This window comes from Amycolatopsis sp. VS8301801F10, from assembly GCF_046195355.1.
GTDB lineage: Bacteria > Actinomycetota > Actinomycetes > Mycobacteriales > Pseudonocardiaceae > Amycolatopsis.
In genome coordinates, this window is the sequence record NZ_CP176065.1 from 1,049,643 (window position 1) to 1,065,011 (window position 15,369).

At 68.6% G+C, this 15,369-nt stretch carries 19 protein-coding genes and 1 pseudogene; 7 read left to right on the forward strand and 13 right to left on the reverse strand.

All coding sequences use genetic code 11. The features are described from left to right. From F9C11_RS05035 to F9C11_RS05055, 5 genes and pseudogenes are all read right to left on the reverse strand, one after another. Window positions 1-258: an acyl carrier protein gene (locus tag F9C11_RS05035; RefSeq protein WP_344287866.1), complete on the reverse strand. Its 258-nt coding sequence runs from the start codon at window positions 256-258 to the stop codon at window positions 1-3. Beyond that, window positions 251-1,858, reverse strand: a complete 1,608-nt coding sequence (locus F9C11_RS05040) for a fatty acyl-AMP ligase (RefSeq protein WP_409186817.1) — start codon at window positions 1,856-1,858, stop codon at window positions 251-253. The genes F9C11_RS05035 and F9C11_RS05040 overlap by 8 nt, the downstream gene beginning before the upstream one ends. Window positions 1,859-1,901: 43 nt before the next feature. Then, complete coding sequence (locus F9C11_RS05045; RefSeq protein WP_409183739.1) at window positions 1,902-2,228, reverse strand: NAD(P)H-binding protein; 327 nt, start codon at window positions 2,226-2,228, stop codon at window positions 1,902-1,904. 31 nt (window positions 2,229-2,259) lie between these two features. After that, window positions 2,260-2,526 (reverse strand): annotated as a pseudogene (locus F9C11_RS05050) (NAD(P)-dependent oxidoreductase); the annotation flags it as partial. A 14-nt stretch (window positions 2,527-2,540) separates the two neighbouring features. After that, window positions 2,541-2,987, reverse strand: coding sequence for an SgcJ/EcaC family oxidoreductase (locus F9C11_RS05055; protein ID WP_409183740.1), 447 nt, complete (start codon window positions 2,985-2,987; stop codon window positions 2,541-2,543). 88 nt (window positions 2,988-3,075) lie between these two features. Here F9C11_RS05055 and F9C11_RS05060 point away from each other — a divergent pair, with 88 nt between their 5' ends. Next, the gene (locus tag F9C11_RS05060; RefSeq protein ID WP_409183741.1) at window positions 3,076-3,519 is read left to right on the forward strand and encodes a MarR family winged helix-turn-helix transcriptional regulator; all 444 of its coding nucleotides are present in this window, start codon (window positions 3,076-3,078) and stop codon (window positions 3,517-3,519) included. 26 nt (window positions 3,520-3,545) lie between these two features. Here the strand turns inward: F9C11_RS05060 and F9C11_RS05065 are convergent, their stop codons facing one another. Together F9C11_RS05065 and F9C11_RS05070 are read right to left on the reverse strand one after the other, a co-directional pair. Further along, entirely contained in the window at window positions 3,546-4,751 is a 1,206-nt protein-coding gene (locus F9C11_RS05065; RefSeq protein WP_409183742.1) for an RNA polymerase sigma factor, read from the reverse strand. After that, window positions 4,748-5,119 (reverse strand): YciI family protein, encoded by a 372-nt coding sequence (locus F9C11_RS05070; RefSeq protein WP_409183743.1) that lies wholly within the window; start codon window positions 5,117-5,119, stop codon window positions 4,748-4,750. Before F9C11_RS05070 ends, F9C11_RS05065 begins: the two co-directional genes overlap by 4 nt. 116 nt (window positions 5,120-5,235) lie before the next feature. Between F9C11_RS05070 and F9C11_RS05075 the strand changes: the two genes are divergently transcribed. Continuing rightward, window positions 5,236-5,361: a hypothetical protein gene (locus tag F9C11_RS05075; RefSeq protein ID WP_409183744.1), complete on the forward strand. Its 126-nt coding sequence runs from the start codon at window positions 5,236-5,238 to the stop codon at window positions 5,359-5,361. Window positions 5,362-5,367: 6 nt separating this feature from the next. Here F9C11_RS05075 and F9C11_RS05080 read toward each other — a convergent pair whose 3' ends face one another. Then, entirely contained in the window at window positions 5,368-6,108 is a 741-nt protein-coding gene (locus F9C11_RS05080; RefSeq protein WP_409183745.1) for an alpha/beta fold hydrolase, read from the reverse strand. An 80-nt stretch (window positions 6,109-6,188) separates the two neighbouring features. Between F9C11_RS05080 and F9C11_RS05085 the strand changes: the two genes are divergently transcribed. The 4 genes from F9C11_RS05085 (at window position 6,189) to F9C11_RS05100 (ending at window position 9,320) form a co-directional block, all read left to right on the forward strand. Then, complete coding sequence (locus F9C11_RS05085) at window positions 6,189-6,785, forward strand: TetR/AcrR family transcriptional regulator (protein WP_409183746.1); 597 nt, start codon at window positions 6,189-6,191, stop codon at window positions 6,783-6,785. Window positions 6,786-7,025: 240 nt separating this feature from the next. After that, on the forward strand, window positions 7,026-7,436 hold the full coding sequence (locus F9C11_RS05090; protein ID WP_409183747.1) for a hypothetical protein: 411 nt from the start codon (window positions 7,026-7,028) through the stop codon (window positions 7,434-7,436). Next, window positions 7,433-8,029, forward strand: coding sequence for a DUF3558 domain-containing protein (locus tag F9C11_RS05095; RefSeq protein WP_409183748.1), 597 nt, complete (start codon window positions 7,433-7,435; stop codon window positions 8,027-8,029). The genes F9C11_RS05090 and F9C11_RS05095 overlap by 4 nt, the downstream gene beginning before the upstream one ends. A 1-nt stretch (window position 8,030) precedes the next feature. Continuing rightward, window positions 8,031-9,320 (forward strand): hypothetical protein, encoded by a 1,290-nt coding sequence (locus F9C11_RS05100; protein WP_409183749.1) that lies wholly within the window; start codon window positions 8,031-8,033, stop codon window positions 9,318-9,320. A 1,248-nt stretch (window positions 9,321-10,568) separates the two neighbouring features. Here F9C11_RS05100 and F9C11_RS05105 read toward each other — a convergent pair. Then, entirely contained in the window at window positions 10,569-11,102 is a 534-nt protein-coding gene (locus F9C11_RS05105; RefSeq protein ID WP_409183750.1) for a hypothetical protein, read from the reverse strand. Window positions 11,103-11,285: 183 nt separating this feature from the next. On the opposite strand from F9C11_RS05105, the gene F9C11_RS05110 reads away from it, so the two are divergent. Further along, on the forward strand, window positions 11,286-12,332 hold the full coding sequence (locus F9C11_RS05110; protein ID WP_409183751.1) for a LysR family transcriptional regulator: 1,047 nt from the start codon (window positions 11,286-11,288) through the stop codon (window positions 12,330-12,332). A gap of 918 nt (window positions 12,333-13,250) precedes the next feature. Here the strand turns inward: F9C11_RS05110 and F9C11_RS05115 are convergent. The 4 genes from F9C11_RS05115 to F9C11_RS05130 form a co-directional block, all read right to left on the reverse strand. Then, window positions 13,251-13,616: a DUF427 domain-containing protein gene (locus F9C11_RS05115; protein WP_409183752.1), complete on the reverse strand. Its 366-nt coding sequence runs from the start codon at window positions 13,614-13,616 to the stop codon at window positions 13,251-13,253. Window positions 13,617-13,698: 82 nt separating this feature from the next. Beyond that, window positions 13,699-14,412 carry a S1 family peptidase gene (locus F9C11_RS05120; protein ID WP_409183753.1) on the reverse strand — a complete coding sequence of 238 codons (714 nt, stop codon included), beginning with the start codon at window positions 14,410-14,412 and terminating at the stop codon, window positions 13,699-13,701. Window positions 14,413-14,568: 156 nt separating this feature from the next. Further along, window positions 14,569-14,931 carry a hypothetical protein gene (locus tag F9C11_RS05125; RefSeq protein WP_409186818.1) on the reverse strand — a complete coding sequence of 121 codons (363 nt, stop codon included), beginning with the start codon at window positions 14,929-14,931 and terminating at the stop codon, window positions 14,569-14,571. A gap of 22 nt (window positions 14,932-14,953) precedes the next feature. Continuing rightward, on the reverse strand, window positions 14,954-15,319 hold the full coding sequence (locus F9C11_RS05130; protein WP_037368907.1) for a hypothetical protein: 366 nt from the start codon (window positions 15,317-15,319) through the stop codon (window positions 14,954-14,956). Window positions 15,320-15,369 lie beyond the last annotated feature (50 nt).

Consider the following 15,369-nt stretch of genomic DNA (forward strand, 5'->3'; position numbering starts at 1 on the left):
TCAGTGCTTCTCCTCAGCTCGGCTTGTTGCCAGGGCCTCCGCGAGCACGTCCGCCACGGATTCCACGTCGGTGAACCGATCGAGCTCGTCCAGATCGATCGACACGTCGTAGTAGATCTCCAGCGCCGCGAGAAGCCGGATCCGGCCCTTCGAGTCGATGCCGAGCTCCTCCAGCGGAGCGTCGGGCACGACGAGGGCCGGGTCGAGCCGGAAGGTGTCGCTGACGACCTTCGTGACCTCGGCGCAGTGATCACCCACGCACGCCACCGTAACGCGCCTTGGCGGCCGACCGGGCGACCTTTCCGCTGGAAGTGCGCGGAAGTCCGCCAGAAGGGACCAGGTGTACCGCGCGCAGCGTGAGGTCGTGCTCCCTCGACACCGCTCGCAGGACCGCCCGGGTCACGTCCTTGACCTCGGCTTCCGCGCCGCGGGCCCATTCCGCGACCACCATCGCGCCCTCGCCCCGTTCGTCGGCGACGCCGAACGCGGCGACCCGGTCGCGGCGGATCGCCGGATGCGCCTCGCCCGCCGCCGCCTCGAGGTCCTGCGGATGGAAGTTGCGGCCGTCGACGACGATCAGGTCCTTGAGCCTGCCGGTGACGTAAAGGTCGCCGCGGTGGAAAACCCCGAGGTCGCCGGTGCGCAGCCAGCCTTCGAGCCCGTCGAGGACTCCGCCGAACGCTTCCGCGTCGCCGCGTCCCCAGTAGCCGGACGCGACGTTCGGCCCGTGCACCCAGATCTCGCCGACCTCACCCTCGGGCTGCTCGCGTCCGTCGTGGACGATCCGGACGAGCTGCCCGACCGGCCGTCCCACCGACATGACCGGCTGTCCGTCCGGCGTTTCGACGGCACGGCCCTGGGCAAGGGCTTCCCGGTCGAGCACCGCGCCGCGCGGCCCTTCTTCTCCGGCGCTCGCGACGTACACGGTGGCCTCGGCCAGCCCGTACGACGGCCGATGCGCCTCCGCGCGAAATCCGTACCGGCCGAACACCTCGTGGAACCGCTCGACCGTGCGTGGCCGGACGGGCTCGGCTCCGTTGAGCGCGACCCGGACGTCCGAGAGGTCGAGGCCCTCCTCGCCGCCGACGTCGGCGGCGAGGTCGTAGGCGAAATTCGGGGCCGCGGTGAAGACGGCCGGATAGTCCGAGAGCTGGCGCAGCCAGCGCCGCGGCCGGTGCACGAACTCCGCCGGCGACATGAACACCGACCGGCCGCCGACGTAAACCGGCAGGCACAGCAGCTGGATCAGGCCCATGTCGTGGAAGAACGGAATCCAGCCCGCGCAGGTGGTCTGCTCGTCGGAGGCGTAGGCCTGGCTGGCCTGCCAGCAGGACGCGACGATCGCCCGGTGCGGGATCACCGCGCCCGCCGGTTCGCGCGTCGACCCCGACGTGTACTGCAGGTAAGCCGGGCTTTCCGGATCCACGCGAATCGGATCGATGCCTGGTCCGGACAACTCGTCGACCACCACGAGGTCGCCGGGATCGCCGAACTCGCGCACCTTCGCCGCGACAGCGGACGACGTCGCCCACACCCGCGCGCCGGAGTCGGCGAGGACCCCATCGAGCCGGTCGGCCTGCGCGCGGTTGCCCGGCAGCATCAGCGGAACGGCGATCATCCCGGCGGCGAGGGCGCCGAAAAACGCCAGCGGGTAAGCAAGTTCCTGTCCCGCGAGGATCGCGACACGCTCGCCTGGCTCGGCGATCCGGCGCAATTGCCCGGCCACGGTCCGGACTTTGGCGGCGAACTCCGCCCACGTGAGGGTGTGCTCGACGCCGCGCTGGTGGTCTTGCTGGGTGAACAACGGCCGTTCGTCGCCGGCGCGGGCGAAGAGCCGGTCCACGATCGAGACGCGCATGACCTCGGCAGGCACCGTACGGGACACCCCGCGAAGCTACCCGCTACGACGAGATCGCGACCACCCGGCCGAAAATCCGCGGATCGGCGAGGCGATCCACCACGTAGGCGGCCAAATCGGCCCGAGCCGTGCGCGGGCCGAGGCGTTCGGCGGAGCCGACGGAAACACGGGGACGGCCCGTTCCCGGCCGATCGGTCAATCCGCTCGGCCGCACCGCGGTCCACGCGAGCCCGGAGTGAGCCAGCAACTTCTCCATCCGCGCCATGTCCGCGTACGGATGCCGCAGCACCCAGCGCAGAATCCGGCTGACCGCCCGCGCGCCCGGCCCGGCGTCCGGCGGCGTCGCGAGACCGGCGGAGGAGATCGCCACCAGCCGCGCCTGGCGGCAACGCCGAGACGATGCTGGCGGTCCCGGCGGAGTAGACGGTGGTGGGACCGCGGCCGGTCGAGCCGAGCGCGGAAACCACCGCCTCGTGCCCGGCCAGTGCCCCGCGCAGCGACTCCGGATCGAGTGCGTCGGCGGCGCGGCGGGTGAGCCGCGGATGCTCGAGGCCGAGGTTCCCCGGCTCGCGGGCGATGGCGGTCACCTCGTGCCCGGCGGCCAACGCGCGTTCGACCACGAGCCGGCCGGTGCGCCCGGTCGCGGCGACGACAGCAAGCGAAGACATGACACTCCCGCAGATCAGCCGGCGGCCGGCTTGCTCGCCGGCTGGAACTTGAAAGACACCGCCTCCAGCAACGGCTTGCGCTTCGTGTTCTGGAAGGCAGCGACCTTCCACCCGGCCTCGGTGCGGACCAGGCTGTAGGTCTGGACCTTGTCCAGCTGAGCGGGCTTCGATCCCTTGCCGGTCGCGCCCCGGGTGACGACGAGCGCCGAATCGGATCCGACGTGGCGAATGCTCTGCACCTCGTGAAACAGCCGCGTGCCCTTGAGGAAGCTGTCGAAGAGCGCTTGGTGCGCGCGGCCGATCTCGTCCGCGCCCTGGTAGAGGGTGCCGACATAGGTGATGTAGGTGGCGTCGGACGTGAACTCCGCGGCGTACGCGGCGCCGTCCCCGCTATCCCAGGCGGCGACCAGCCGATCCAGCACGGCGGTGATGGCAGCGACGTCGGTGTCCAGTGCGTTCATGATGTCTCCCCATGGTATCTTCTCCAGAGAAGTAACTGCTCTGGAGATTTCTCTTCGTTGAGGAAGAGATTATGGGAAGGGAGGCGGGATGTCAACAGCCGAGGATCCGTCGGCGGTCTACCGGCGCTACCTGAGCGCGGTGCTGCTGCATGCCCAGGCCAGCGCGCGGGCCGTGGGACTGGGAGCGACCGACCTGTACGCACTGAACATCCTGGAGCTGCACGGCGCGATGACCCCGAGCGAGCTGGGCCGCCTGGCCGGTCTGACCACCGGCCCGACCACCCGCCTGGTCGACCGCCTCGAAGAGGGCGGCTACGTCCGCCGCGCTCCGGACCCCGGCGACCGGCGCAAGGTCGTCGTCCAGCCGCTTCACCAGCCCGAAGGCTTGGACAAGGCGCTCGCCCCGGCTCGCGACAGCATCGGCGAGATCCTGCGCGGTTACCGGCCGGAGGAGGTGGCGGTCCTGTTCGACTACTTCGCCCGGGCCGCCGATGCCTATCAGCACGCGACAGATCAGCTCACCGAACTCTGACTTTCCGCGGGGCGCCAAGGAAGCCGTTACGGACGCGGCCTCACCCGGCTGGCCCGGGCCGTCAGGAAACGCCGCTCCGCGATACTCGCCGTCGCCTTGGCGGCGAGCCGGTAGTTCTCGTACGCGCCAGCCAAATCCCCGGCTTTCTCCAGCAAATGCGCCCGCACCGACAGCAACCGGTGATGCCGCGCCATCCGCTCCTCGCTGTCCAATGTGGACAACAGCGCGAGCCCGGCGCGCGGCCCGTCGGTCTCGGCGAGCGCGATCGCGCGGTTCAGCGTGACCATCGGATTGGGCGCGATCCGTTCCAGGATCAAGTAAAGCGCGTGCACCTGCCGCCAGTTGGTCTCGTCCGCGGTCGCCGCGTCGGCGTGCGTCGCGGCGATCGCGGCCTGCAGCTGATACGGACCCAGCTTCGAACCGCCCAGCGAGGCTTTCGCCAGCTCAGTGCCCTCGTCGAGCATCGCGCGGTCCCACGTCGAACGGTCCTGATCCGCCAGCGGAACCAGGTCACCAGACGGTGTCGTGCGGGCCGTTCGGCGAGCGTGCGTCAGCAGCATCAAGGCGAGCAGGCCGGTCACCTCGCTGTCGTCCGGCAGCCGCGCGTGCACCATTCTGGCCAGGCGAATCGCCTCGTACGCGAGGTCGGCGCGATGCAAATCGCTGCCGGACGACGCGGTGTAGCCCTCGTTGAAAATCAGGTACAGCACCTGCAGCACGACACCCAGCCGCTCCGGTCCGGCCGAACCCGGGAACGAACTGCCCGCCGCCTTGATCCGCTGCTTGGCCCGGCTGATGCGGGCAACCATCGTGCCCTCCGGCACCAAAAACGCGCGCGCGATCTCCGCCGTGGTCAGACCGCCGACCGCACGCAGGGTCAACGCGGTCTGCGACGCCGGGGTCAAGGCCGGATGGCAGCACAGGAAGAGCAGGAGCAGCGTGTCGTCGGTGTCCGGCACGTCGGGCGCGGACTCGGTGGCGTTCGCCAGCTCCCGCTCGCGGCGCGCCTGATCGCTGCGCACCTGGTCGACATAGCGGCGGGACGCGACCGTCGACAGCCAGCCGCGCGGATTGTCCGGCACGCCTTCGATCGGCCATTGCTGAGAAGCCGCGAGGACTGCTTCCTGCACCGCGTCCTCGCAGCCCTCGAACTGGCCGTACCGGCGCACCAGCACGCCGAGAACCTGCGGCACGAGTTCGCGCAGCAGGTCCTCGACGGAGCGGGCGGTCACGCGTCCAGTTGCCCTTCCGAGAACATCACCTGGCGCACCTCGACGCCGAGCCCCTCGATCGCGGCGTCCGGGACCTGCGCGGCCAGCTCGATCGCACGCTCCTTGCTCTCGACGTCGAGCAGGTAGTAGCCGCCGAGGAACTCCTTGGCCTCGAGGAACGGCCCGTCGGTCACCACCGGCTGCCCATTGCGCACCGACACCACCGCGGCCTGCGACGGATCGGCGAGCGCCTGCGCGGCGACCAGCTCGCCGGACTTCTTCGTCGACTCCATGAACGCGCTGACGCCGTTGCCGAGGGCTTCCTTCTCCTCGCCGGTGAGCGCGTCGAGGACGGACTGGTTGATGTGCAGGCTGATCAGGAACTTCATCGTCTTGCTCCTCGCAGTTTCGGGTCTTTCGGGGAGTGGTCGGAGGAGCGGGCGGGTTCTGGACATGGGGGTTATGTGACGCGCGTCACTATCGGTTCGGGCGCACCATGAACGGCATGGAGACCGAAATTCGACGCGGTGCTGATGTACGTGTGCCGATGATCGACGCGCTGACGGAGGCCGCGCGACGAGATCCGTACCGGCGGCTCAGCCGGGTGTTCCGTCTCGTCGCGCGGGCCTGAACTGTCCTATTCGGACCAGAATTCCGTGAGGATCCGCGCGCCCTGGACCGGATCCTGCGTCATCCACCAGTGCCCGAGGCCCTCCAGCACCGCGACCTTCGCGCCGGCCCGCTCCGCCGAACGGCGGCGCTGCTCGTCCGTTCCGACGAAATGGTCCTCGGTCGCCAGCACGACGAGCCCTGGCCGCTCCGCCGCGCGTTCGAGATCCCGGCCGAACTCCGCGATCGCCGGCTGCGCCGCGGACCGGTAGAGCGGGAGCACCGCGCGGGCCATGTCGTCGTTCATCCCCTCGGCGACCTTGGCGGCCACCGACTCGTGCATTCCGCCGAGCACCAGGCGTTCAGCCCGTTTTTCCACCGGCGCGCCGAACATCGCCGCGACGGATTCCTCGCCGACGCCCGGTTTCTGCCATCCCTGCGCGAGGTCGTGCCAGACGTAATCCGGGTGGAACGCGCCCGCGGTGTCGCTGACCCAGCTGCGCACCAGCTCCGGGCGGGCCATGACGGCGTTGAGCACGTGCGCGCCGCCCCAGTCGTGGCCGACCAGGTCGACCGGTTCGGGGAACTTCTCCAGCTCGGCGATCAGCCAGTCGCGGTACTCGAGCGCCGTCGCGCCGAACCCCTCCGGCAGCGGCGCCCCGAATCCGGGCGGCGACAGGCAGCTGGCCGACCGGTCGCCCAGCTCGGCGAGCAGCCGCTCCCACACGGCAGCGGTTTCCGGATTGCCGTGGACGAACACTGCGGTCATCGGGCTTCCTCCCTCTCGTCGCACCCAACTCTACGCATACTTGCTTGTCGGCTGGCAAGTATGTTGTAGGGTTTCTGCCCGTGACCAGTCCCCGCCGCACGCAACAGGAACGCCGCGACCAGGCGTCGGCCGCGCTGCTCGAAGCCGCCGCCGAGCTGGTCGTCGAGGAAGGCGTGCGCGCCGTGACCCTGGCGCGCGTCGGCGAGCGGGCCGGGTACAGCCGCGGCCTGGTCACCCACCACTTCGGCGGGAAAAAGGCACTGCTGGAACAACTCGCCCGCACTACGCAGACCGGTTTTGTCCCCGGCCTGGCCGACCTGCCACCCGGCCTGGACCGGCTGCTGCGGCTGATCGACGGCTACCTCGCCCAGCTCAGCGAACCGGACGTGCGAAGCCGGGCTTTCCTGGTGCTGTGGGCGGAATCGATGACAGCCCCGGAACTGGCCCCGATCTTCCGCGAACGCGACCAGTCCTTCCGAGACGACTTGCGCGAGGAGATCCGCGCGGGCATCACCGAGGGCACCATCCGCGCCGACGTCGACCCGGAGCAAATCGCCGTGGCCATCGTCGGACAACTCCGCGGCATCGCCCTGCAGTGCCTGCTCGATCCAGCGGCAGTGGAGCCGGCCGAGCTGTGCCGTTGTGCTGCCGAAGTGTGGAAGCGGGCGCTTTCCTAGAGCTGTGACGCGGTGCCGTTGACCGCCAGCTCCGTCCCCCTGCTGCCCGACCTCCACCGGGCCGCGGTCCGGCATTTGTCGGCCTGAACTGCGCATTTTCGGATTGGCATAGAAATTGCGACTAGAGCATTAATGTCTAGTCGGCTTCCGCATTTTAGAGAACGTCACACAGGCAGTGAGTGATCAGCTACTTTGTTAGCTGTCTGCATTTGCCGACACCGAACATGGGGAGGGCTTCGCGTGTGGGAGGACGTCGAGTTCTCGATCTTGCACCCTTGGGAATCCCAGCCCCGCCAGAGCGGATTCTCCCTGGATGCCGGTGCGGCCAAGGAGATCCTCCGGGATCTGCTGGAGTACCAGGACCGGCTCCTTTCCATGAAGCGCAAAGTCACCGCACTGTGCGCGATGAAGCCGCCGTCGAAGGACCCGTCGACCACGGCGATGCACGTCGCGATGGTCGGCGACGGCAACGGGAAGGAAGGCGCGTTCTCCTACGGAGGCGGGCATATCGACTTGCAATTGCGCTACGTCAAGGAGCTCGCCGACCGGATCCAGAAAGCACTCGCCGCGATCAACCAGAACGAACAGGACCAGACCAAGACCGTCCAGAACGTCGACCCCGGCGCTCACTCTGCAGGAAAAATCGGATGAAACTGCGCACGACAGTCGCGGTGCTCGGCGTCGCTGTCCTCGCCGTCGGCTGTTCCACCCCCAAGGACGGCACCCCGACGCCTTCCGCGCCGTCGACCCAGAGCCTGCCCTACGGCGGCGCGCCGAAGGTCGAAAACCCGCTGCCGGACGACGTGCTGTCCGGCGATCCGTGCCAGGCGCTCACCCCGCAGCAACTGACCAGCCAGCTCGGTTCCGCGGTGCCCGGGAAGCCCGACACCTCCCCCGTCCGCGCCTGCGACTGGACCAGCCCCGGCACCCACGGATTCATCGGCCTGTCGTTCTTCGACAAGAACAACGACGGCCTCAGCAATGTCTACGTGAACGTCCGCCCGCAGATGAAGCGCTTCGAAGTGCTCAAGCCGATCCAAGGCTTCCCCGCCGTCGCCTACAGCACGCAGCCCGGCCCGAATTCCCAAACCTGCGACGTCAACGTCGGTGTCACCGATCGGCTGTCCTTCGCCGTCGAGGTCACCCCGGGCTCCAGCAAATTCGGGACCGTCGACCCGTGCCCGCTCGCGGCCGACGTCGCCAACGACGTCCTCACCACGCTGAAGCAGAAGGCCGGGCGGTGACATGAAGTTCTGGGAGCCGATCAAGCAGTACCTGGACCAGCATCAGGAACTGACGGTGCCGATCGAGGACATCGTCAAGCAGGTGCAGGCCGCGGAACCCAGCGGCTGGCGCGAAGGCGCGACCATGGCCCGCGAACTGGCCACCGAGCAAGAAGCACTGAGCCAGGACCTCTCCGGAACGCTGACGAAACTCGAGTCTTCCTGGACCGGCCAAGGCGCAGACCTCGTCGCCGAACGGCTGCGCACGGTGCGCGCTTCGGCGATCGACGCACACCAAGCCTTCGCGGCCAACGAAAACACCCACGCCACCGGCATCGCCCTGCACGAGAACCTGCGGAATCAGCTCACGCCGATCCCACCCGCGCCCACGGGCAGCCCGACGCCGGCGATCGGCCTGATGAACGCGGACGTCATGTCCCAGCTCATCGAGCACGACAGCGCGCAGCAGAAAAACCTTGATACGTACGAAAAGTTTACCTCAGACAGTCAGGGTAACACGCAACAGCTGAAGGTCGACTACGGCAAAATCGGCGCTTACGACGGCGGCGACGTGACCATTCAGCAGCATCCCTCCGCCGACCCCGGACCGGCCGCTCCCAGCGACCAGCACCATTCACCGGACGGGACCGGCTCGACCTTCACTCCGGGCACTGTCCACCAGAACACCCCCGCATCGGCCCCGAACACCCCGCCTGGCACCCCGTCCTCAACCCCGAACACCCTGCCTGGCAACGGAAGCGACCACACGAGCACCTCCGGCTACACTCCACCCGCCCCGGGACCAAACGTGGCCCCTCCGTGGCACGGTGGAACGAGGACCCCCTCCGCGCCCGGCCCGCTGAACGAATTCGGCATCACACCGATCACGAGCCCCCTCGACGGACGCCCAGGCAGCATCTCAGAACGCCTCGGCGGCGGTCCCGGACGCATCAGCACCGGACAACCAGGCAGCGGACGCTCAGGCACCGAAGGCGGTTCCGGACGCTCCGGCTCCGGCTCCGGCTCCGGCAAACCCGGCGGCAGTTCCGGCCGACTCGGCGGCGAGGCAGGCCCTCGCTCCGGAGCAGGCACCAGCGAAGGCCCGGCTTCCCGAACCACCGCGGAACGTGGTGCCCCCGGCGGGAAGGGCTTGCCCGGAGCCGCAGCGCCCGGAGGGCAACGTGGCAAGAATGAAGAAGACGAAGAGCATGAACGGAAGTACGTTTTAGATGTAGATCTCTTCGCCGATGATGGCACCGCCGTCGACCCGGAAACCGGCATGCGTCCGACGCCGCCGACGCTCGGAGCGTAACTCCGAATCTGCGGCCGGACCACCTCTCTCAGCGCTCACCGGCGTGCGACGCGCATGGTGCCTGGTCGGCTGCCGCGCGCCCCCGGGGACTCCGTGACCCGGTGTCCCGGTCCCGCCTCGCCGCCGATCAAGCGGCGAGGCGGAACTCCCCCTCGCGTGGAAACACCCCTGCGGCAACGCTCCCCTCAAGCGCTGCCTTCACGGCCTGCCCCCTCGAACGCCGCCCCTCCGGCGACATTCCCCGACAAGCCCGGTCGAATCATGCGACCGACCGCTCAGGAGCGTTAGCGCTTGTCAGCATCCGTCCCCTCAAACGGATCTGGAGCAAGACGCCATCGCTCGATCGACCGTCGCCGCAAGGACGTTGGCCATCACTGAGACCCGCTCCCCTCAACCGAACCCGGCCCAAGCACGCCCCTGACGCAGCGTTGACCAGCACCCCACCTCAAGCACCATCGCCCAAGGCAGCCACCGGCCATCCCCGCTCCTCGAACGACCGGTTCCCGCACGCACGGGCGTCCCCGGAGGAACGTTGGCCAACACCCCACCCTCGCCCCCCCTCAAGCACTACCGCCCAAGGCAGCCACCCTCAACGCCACCGGCCATCCCCCCCGCTCCTCGAACGGCCGGTTCCGCACGCGCGGGCGTCCCTGAAGGAACGTCGGCTAACACCCCACGCTCGCCCCCCCTCAAGCACCATCGCTCACGGCAAGCGCCCCTCAAGGGCCTCGGCCATCACCAACCCGCGCCCCTCGAACGGGCCGATCCACCCACGCACGTCCCAGCAAGAACCTCGGCCAACCCCACCCACACACGAACACCCTCGCCCAAGGCAGCCGCCCCTCCACGGCTTCACCCACCCGCCCCCCTCGAACGGGCCGATTCACGCACGCGCGTCCCGGCAAGAACCTCGGCCAACCCGACCCTCCCCCGGACACCCTCACTCAAGGCAGCCATCCCTCAAGGACATCAGCCGTCATCCGCCATGCAGCAAGCCCAGATCAAGCACCCGCGGACGTCCCCGGAAGAACGTCGGCCAAGGCAGCCGTCCGTCGAACTGATCACCTCCGAGACGCCGCCCCTCCCGCAACGCCTCGCAGACAAACACCCCTCACCACACTGCCGCGCCGCCCTCCGGGACTGCCCCAACACAGTCGTCCTCCGGCGCGGTTCGGCATGCGGGCTTCCGAGCGGCACGACCCCTCAGACGTGCCGCCCGCAAAACACCGCGTCCCCTGAAAGAGAACATCAGACCGCGAGCGCTGCGGCTTTCCGGGCGAAAGCCGCGTTCTTTCGTGCCCGTACCGCTCGGTTGGCTCCGGGCAGCCACTGCACCACCAGTACCGCGAGCAAGGTCAGCACTGCGAGGGTGTCGAAGGCGTTCAACAGCGCCGGGTTCAGGTCGATGAGATCACGCAGGCCCAGGCCGATGCCGAAGACCGCGAATACCGTCAGCACCACCCTGGCCCAGTTGTGCGCGGCGAGCACCATCGCCGCCGACACCAGGGTCACCAGGCCGATGACCAGCCAGATCGCCGCGCGGCTGTTGAACGACGGCATGGCGATTCCGGTCAGATCGTCGACCGTCAGCAGGCCGCTCTTGGCCAGGTCCCTTCCTTCGGCCTGCAGGTATTCCTGCACGGCTGGGCGGATCAAGCCCTCGCCTCGCACCAGCACCATCGCACCCCACAGCAGTCCGCTGAGCGCGCCGACCAATCCCAGCCCCCCGCCGATGGTCAGGGTGCGGGAGCGCCGCGCGCCGGGGGAACTGAACGAACTCACTTCTGTCGAACTCCTTGGATCAGCAATCGAATCAAGCGTCACGGAGTTTCCCGCCGACTGCTTGCGCCGTCCACTGGTTCGCCGATATTATCTGCAGATTTTTTTAACTGGCCGCGAGATCAGGAAGGCCAGGTTAGGCTCTCCGTCGTCCGAGAAGCGAACGCAGAAGGCGAGTCCTGCCAGATGTCCGCACCCAGCCCGTTCCGGTCGCCGTCGTTCAACGTGCTCAGCAGGCTCCTTCGCTCCTCGCCTGCACTGCTCGACACGACGTTCGACCAGTTGCGCACGCTGATCACGGTCGCGGAAACCGGAACCGCCCTCGCCGCCGCCCGCACGCTCGGCCGCGACCAGTCCAGTGTGCAAAAACAACTCGACACTCTCAACCGCAATTTTTCCGAATTGTGCGGAGAACCATTGTTGCACCGCCAAGGGCGCGGTCGCGACGTTCTTTTTACCGACACCGGACGCGCCGTCGCACAACAAGCTCGCCGTACTCTCACCGAATGGCTGGACACTATTCACGAATGCCGTCGCGAACTCGGCGGAACGCTCACCGTCGGCGCGACTCGCTACACCCTCGGCAGCCTGGCCCACGCCGGCGATCTCGTGGCCGAGCAGTTCCGCGCCCGCGACATCGAGCTGAACGTGGTGCACGTGCGCACCAAAGACCTGATCGACCGGCTGCTGGCCAAGGACGTGGACCTGGTCTGCGGCAGCGTCGTCACGACCAGCGCGCTCGACTCCGTCGACGTGCTCGAATGGCGGCGCAGCGGGCTCGGCATCGTGACCAATATGGACACTCCGAAACCCGGCGAGACCGTTGCCACCAGCCAATTGCCGACGCTTCCGCTCGTCGTGCCCAGCGGCGGTGTGATCAACGACTTTATGCGCGGCTGGTTCGGCTCGGACTACCGCAACCGGCTCGACATCGTAGCCGAGATCGACTCCGCACAATACGGATTCGAACTGCTCCGTTCGGGTTTGATCCGCGGCTGCATGCTCGTCACCCAAGGGCTCGGCGAGGCCGCGGGCGAAAACCGTCTGCACGCCGCCTCCGGATTGCGCACCATCGGGCTCGTCGACGACATCGAGCCGAAACTCGAACTGCTCGTCGGCGTGTTCGCCCGGCGCGGCGAACGGTCCTCGTACCCGGACAGCCATCCGCTCAACCTGCTGTGGAACGCGCTGCAACAGGCCGGGGAGGCGTCCTGGCTCGAGGACGATCGCTGAACCGCACCGCAGCACTGCTCAGCACCACACCGCGATCGCCTCCGCACCCGACGCAGCGACAAATCTGGAACCGCGGCGAACCGGAGCACTACCGAACCCGGAGCAGTGGCAACCCGGAACCGCCGCAAAGCCGGAACAGCGCGAACCGCAGCACCACCGAAGACGGAACAGCACCGACCCCGGAACGGCGGCAGAGCTGAGCACCATCGAACCCGGCGCGGCAGCAACCCGCAGCGGCAGCGAACCGGGTCAGCACCGAATTTGCAACAGCAGCAGAGCAGAGCACCACCCAACCCCGCCGCAGCAACACCCCACAGCAGCAACGAACTAGGTCACCACCGAACCTGCAACAGCAGCAGGGCTAAGCGCCACCCAACCCCGGCGCGGCAACAACCCGCAGCGGCAGCGAACCGGGACAGCACCCGACCTGCAACAACAGCAAAGCGGAGCGCCACCCAACCCCGGCGCAGCAGCAACCCGCAGCGGCAGCGAACTAGGTCACCACCGAATCCGTAACGGCAACAGAGCGGACCACCATCCGACCCCGAGCAGCGACAACCCGAAGCAGCGGCGAACTAGATCGGCACCGAACCCGGATCAGCCATGGGCCAACCGAAGAACCGCTCCCGATTCCCGCCCGGCAACCGAGGGCGACGACGGCGGCGGCGACAACGACCGGAAGCCACGGCGGCGACACCAACCGCAAGCCACCGCGACGGAGACGACCGGAACCAGAGCGGCAAAAGCGAACGGCACTCACCCAAACCCTGCCGTCAGCCCAGCCAATCCGCAGCTCCAACCCCGCAGCTCCACCCCGCAGCTCCACCCCGCAGCCCTAACCCGCAGCTCCAACCCGCCGATCCACCCGGCAGACCAAAACCGCGCCCAGCAACCGCCCGAAAGCCCGCCAAGAACCCCTCAGCCGACCTCCTCGATCTCCACCCGGTCCGGATAGAACGCGACGTGCCCCTTGATCGGAGCCACCGCGTCGTACGGGGCCTCGTACACCCACACCGCGTTCTCGCCGTCCGGCACCGCGGTGAGGCTGTAGTACGAAGCGTCGCCCTTGTACGGGCAGTGGGTGCGGTGCTCGGTGGGCGCCAGCATCGCCAGGTCGACGTCCTCCAGCGGGATGTACTGCACCGGCGGGTAGTTCGCCTCTCGCAGCACCTGCGCGCGGGTGGTGTCGGCGACGGTCCTCTCGCCTGCCTTGACCACCACCCGCGCGGGGTTGGGCTCAACGGTGATCGGGTGGTCCGGCCCCGGGATCAGCTTGTCGGGCATGGTTCTCCTCCTCCGCGCAACGGAAGCGGTGCGCACTGCCAACCCTAGGCCGGACCACCGACAAATTCAGACGGCAACCAGCTCAGACGCCCGCGACCTGCGAAATCCAGCTCCGGTACCGCGTGATGTTGGTGTAGGCGGTGCTGCTCTGCCGGTCACTGGTCGAGGCGACGCCGACCTGCCGTCCGGACGCGAACATCGGGCCGCCCGAGTCGCCGCCCGCGGTGATGCCGTCGATCCGGGTCGCGCACACCGCGACGCCGCCTTCGTAGTCGCTGCACGACGGCGTCGTGACCCGCACGTTGGCCACCTTCAGGTACCGCGACTGGCAGTTGATCTCCGAACCGCAGCGGCTCGTCGCGCCCCAGCCGTACACCTGCACGGTCTGCCCGGCGCGGACGTCGGTCGACGTGCCGAGCGGCGAGTACGTCGCGTTCACCGAGGTGGACAACCGGACGATCGCCAGGTCAGCGGCACCGGGGTAGCGCGTGATCGCGGCCCCGGTAGCCATCGTGCCGCCGCTGCTCTGGTCGAGGCTGCCGATGCGGAAGGTGTAGGTCCCGCTGGAGGCGACGCAGTGCTTCGCGGTGAGGATGTACTGCGGCGCGATGATCGTGGCGGTGCAGTTCTGCTGCCCGTTCACGAACAGCCGCGCGGCCCACGGTGCGTTCGAGGCGTAACCGCCGCCGATGATCGCCGGGGTCGAGGACGGCCCGCTGGACGCAGCGGCTTGACCGGCGAATCCGGCTAGGCCAAGCGCGGTAGCGAGCACGAGCAAACAGGTGCGCAAACGCATGGTCTCTCGTTTCTGCGGCTTCGTCGCCGCGGTTCCGGTGGGGACGGGGCCTCGATCATCGAGGCCGCGCCCAGGAACCAGAACCGGCGAAAGTAGCCGGGGACCACCTGTTCTTCTGCCGCGACCGCCGCTACGGACAGTTCCGCGTACTGTTCCTCAGCCGGTTACGCGGGTCCGGCGCAGCCAGTACAGGCCGATCACCGGAAGCACCAGCGGGATGAACAGGTACCCCTGCCCGTACACCGACCACACCGTGGCGTCCGGGAACGCCTGCCGGTCGAAGATGCTCAGGGTGCCGACCGTCAGCACGCCCAGCAGTTCGACCGTGCACGCGGCGAGCGCGATCCGCCACCACGTCCGGCCGCCGCGGGCGAGCGCGATCGTGGCCAGGATGTAGACGACCGCGGCGAAGGCCGACAGCACGTACGCCAGCGGTGCCTCGTGGAACTTCGTGCCGATCTGGACGCCCGCCCGCGACGTCGCGGCGAGCGCGAAGATGGCGTACACCGCGACCAGGATCCGGCCGGGGCCGGTAGCCGTCTTACGCGCTTGCTCCACTCCACACCTCGTTCAGTCGCAGCACCATCACCGGAATGGCCAGGCAGGCGATGCCGAGCACGACCGTGCTCGACCGGCTCTGCTCGGCCAGCGCCCACGCCGCGCCGACCGGCAGCACGACGAGGCAGCCGATCAGGTAAGCCAGGTAGGTCGCGAGGCTGCCCGGATGGTGCCCGCCGGCGAGCAGCACGATCCCGATCACCAGTTGGACGACCAGCAGCACCTCGATCACCGCGAGCGCGACGAGCAGCGGGGTGTCCGGGAGCTTCTTGCGCGCGGCCTGGACGAAACTCCACAGCGCGACGAGCGCCGCGCATCCAGCGACCGCTATCGCGAACCCGACGATCACCCGTTCCTCCTTTTGCCCGCCGGCCTCAACGTACCCGCCTCGCCCGCGGG

Excerpts from the sequence above, each read along its gene's own strand:
- F9C11_RS05040 (WP_409186817.1), bottom strand. The coding sequence starts at position 1,858 with ATGCGCGTCTCGATCGTGGACCGGCTCTTCGCCCGCGCCGGCGACGAA.
- F9C11_RS05055 (WP_409183740.1), bottom strand. The coding sequence starts at position 2,987 with ATGAACGCACTGGACACCGACGTCGCTGCCATCACCGCCGTGCTGGAT.
- F9C11_RS05060 (WP_409183741.1), top strand. The coding sequence starts at position 3,076 with ATGTCAACAGCCGAGGATCCGTCGGCGGTCTACCGGCGCTACCTGAGC.
- F9C11_RS05070 (WP_409183743.1), bottom strand. The coding sequence starts at position 5,119 with ATGAAGTTCCTGATCAGCCTGCACATCAACCAGTCCGTCCTCGACGCG.
- F9C11_RS05075 (WP_409183744.1), top strand. The coding sequence starts at position 5,236 with ATGGAGACCGAAATTCGACGCGGTGCTGATGTACGTGTGCCGATGATC.
- F9C11_RS05080 (WP_409183745.1), bottom strand. The coding sequence starts at position 6,108 with ATGACCGCAGTGTTCGTCCACGGCAATCCGGAAACCGCTGCCGTGTGG.
- F9C11_RS05095 (WP_409183748.1), top strand. The coding sequence starts at position 7,433 with ATGAAACTGCGCACGACAGTCGCGGTGCTCGGCGTCGCTGTCCTCGCC.
- F9C11_RS05100 (WP_409183749.1), top strand. The coding sequence starts at position 8,031 with ATGAAGTTCTGGGAGCCGATCAAGCAGTACCTGGACCAGCATCAGGAA.
- F9C11_RS05110 (WP_409183751.1), top strand. The coding sequence starts at position 11,286 with ATGTCCGCACCCAGCCCGTTCCGGTCGCCGTCGTTCAACGTGCTCAGC.
- F9C11_RS05115 (WP_409183752.1), bottom strand. The coding sequence starts at position 13,616 with ATGCCCGACAAGCTGATCCCGGGGCCGGACCACCCGATCACCGTTGAG.
- F9C11_RS05120 (WP_409183753.1), bottom strand. The coding sequence starts at position 14,412 with ATGCGTTTGCGCACCTGTTTGCTCGTGCTCGCTACCGCGCTTGGCCTA.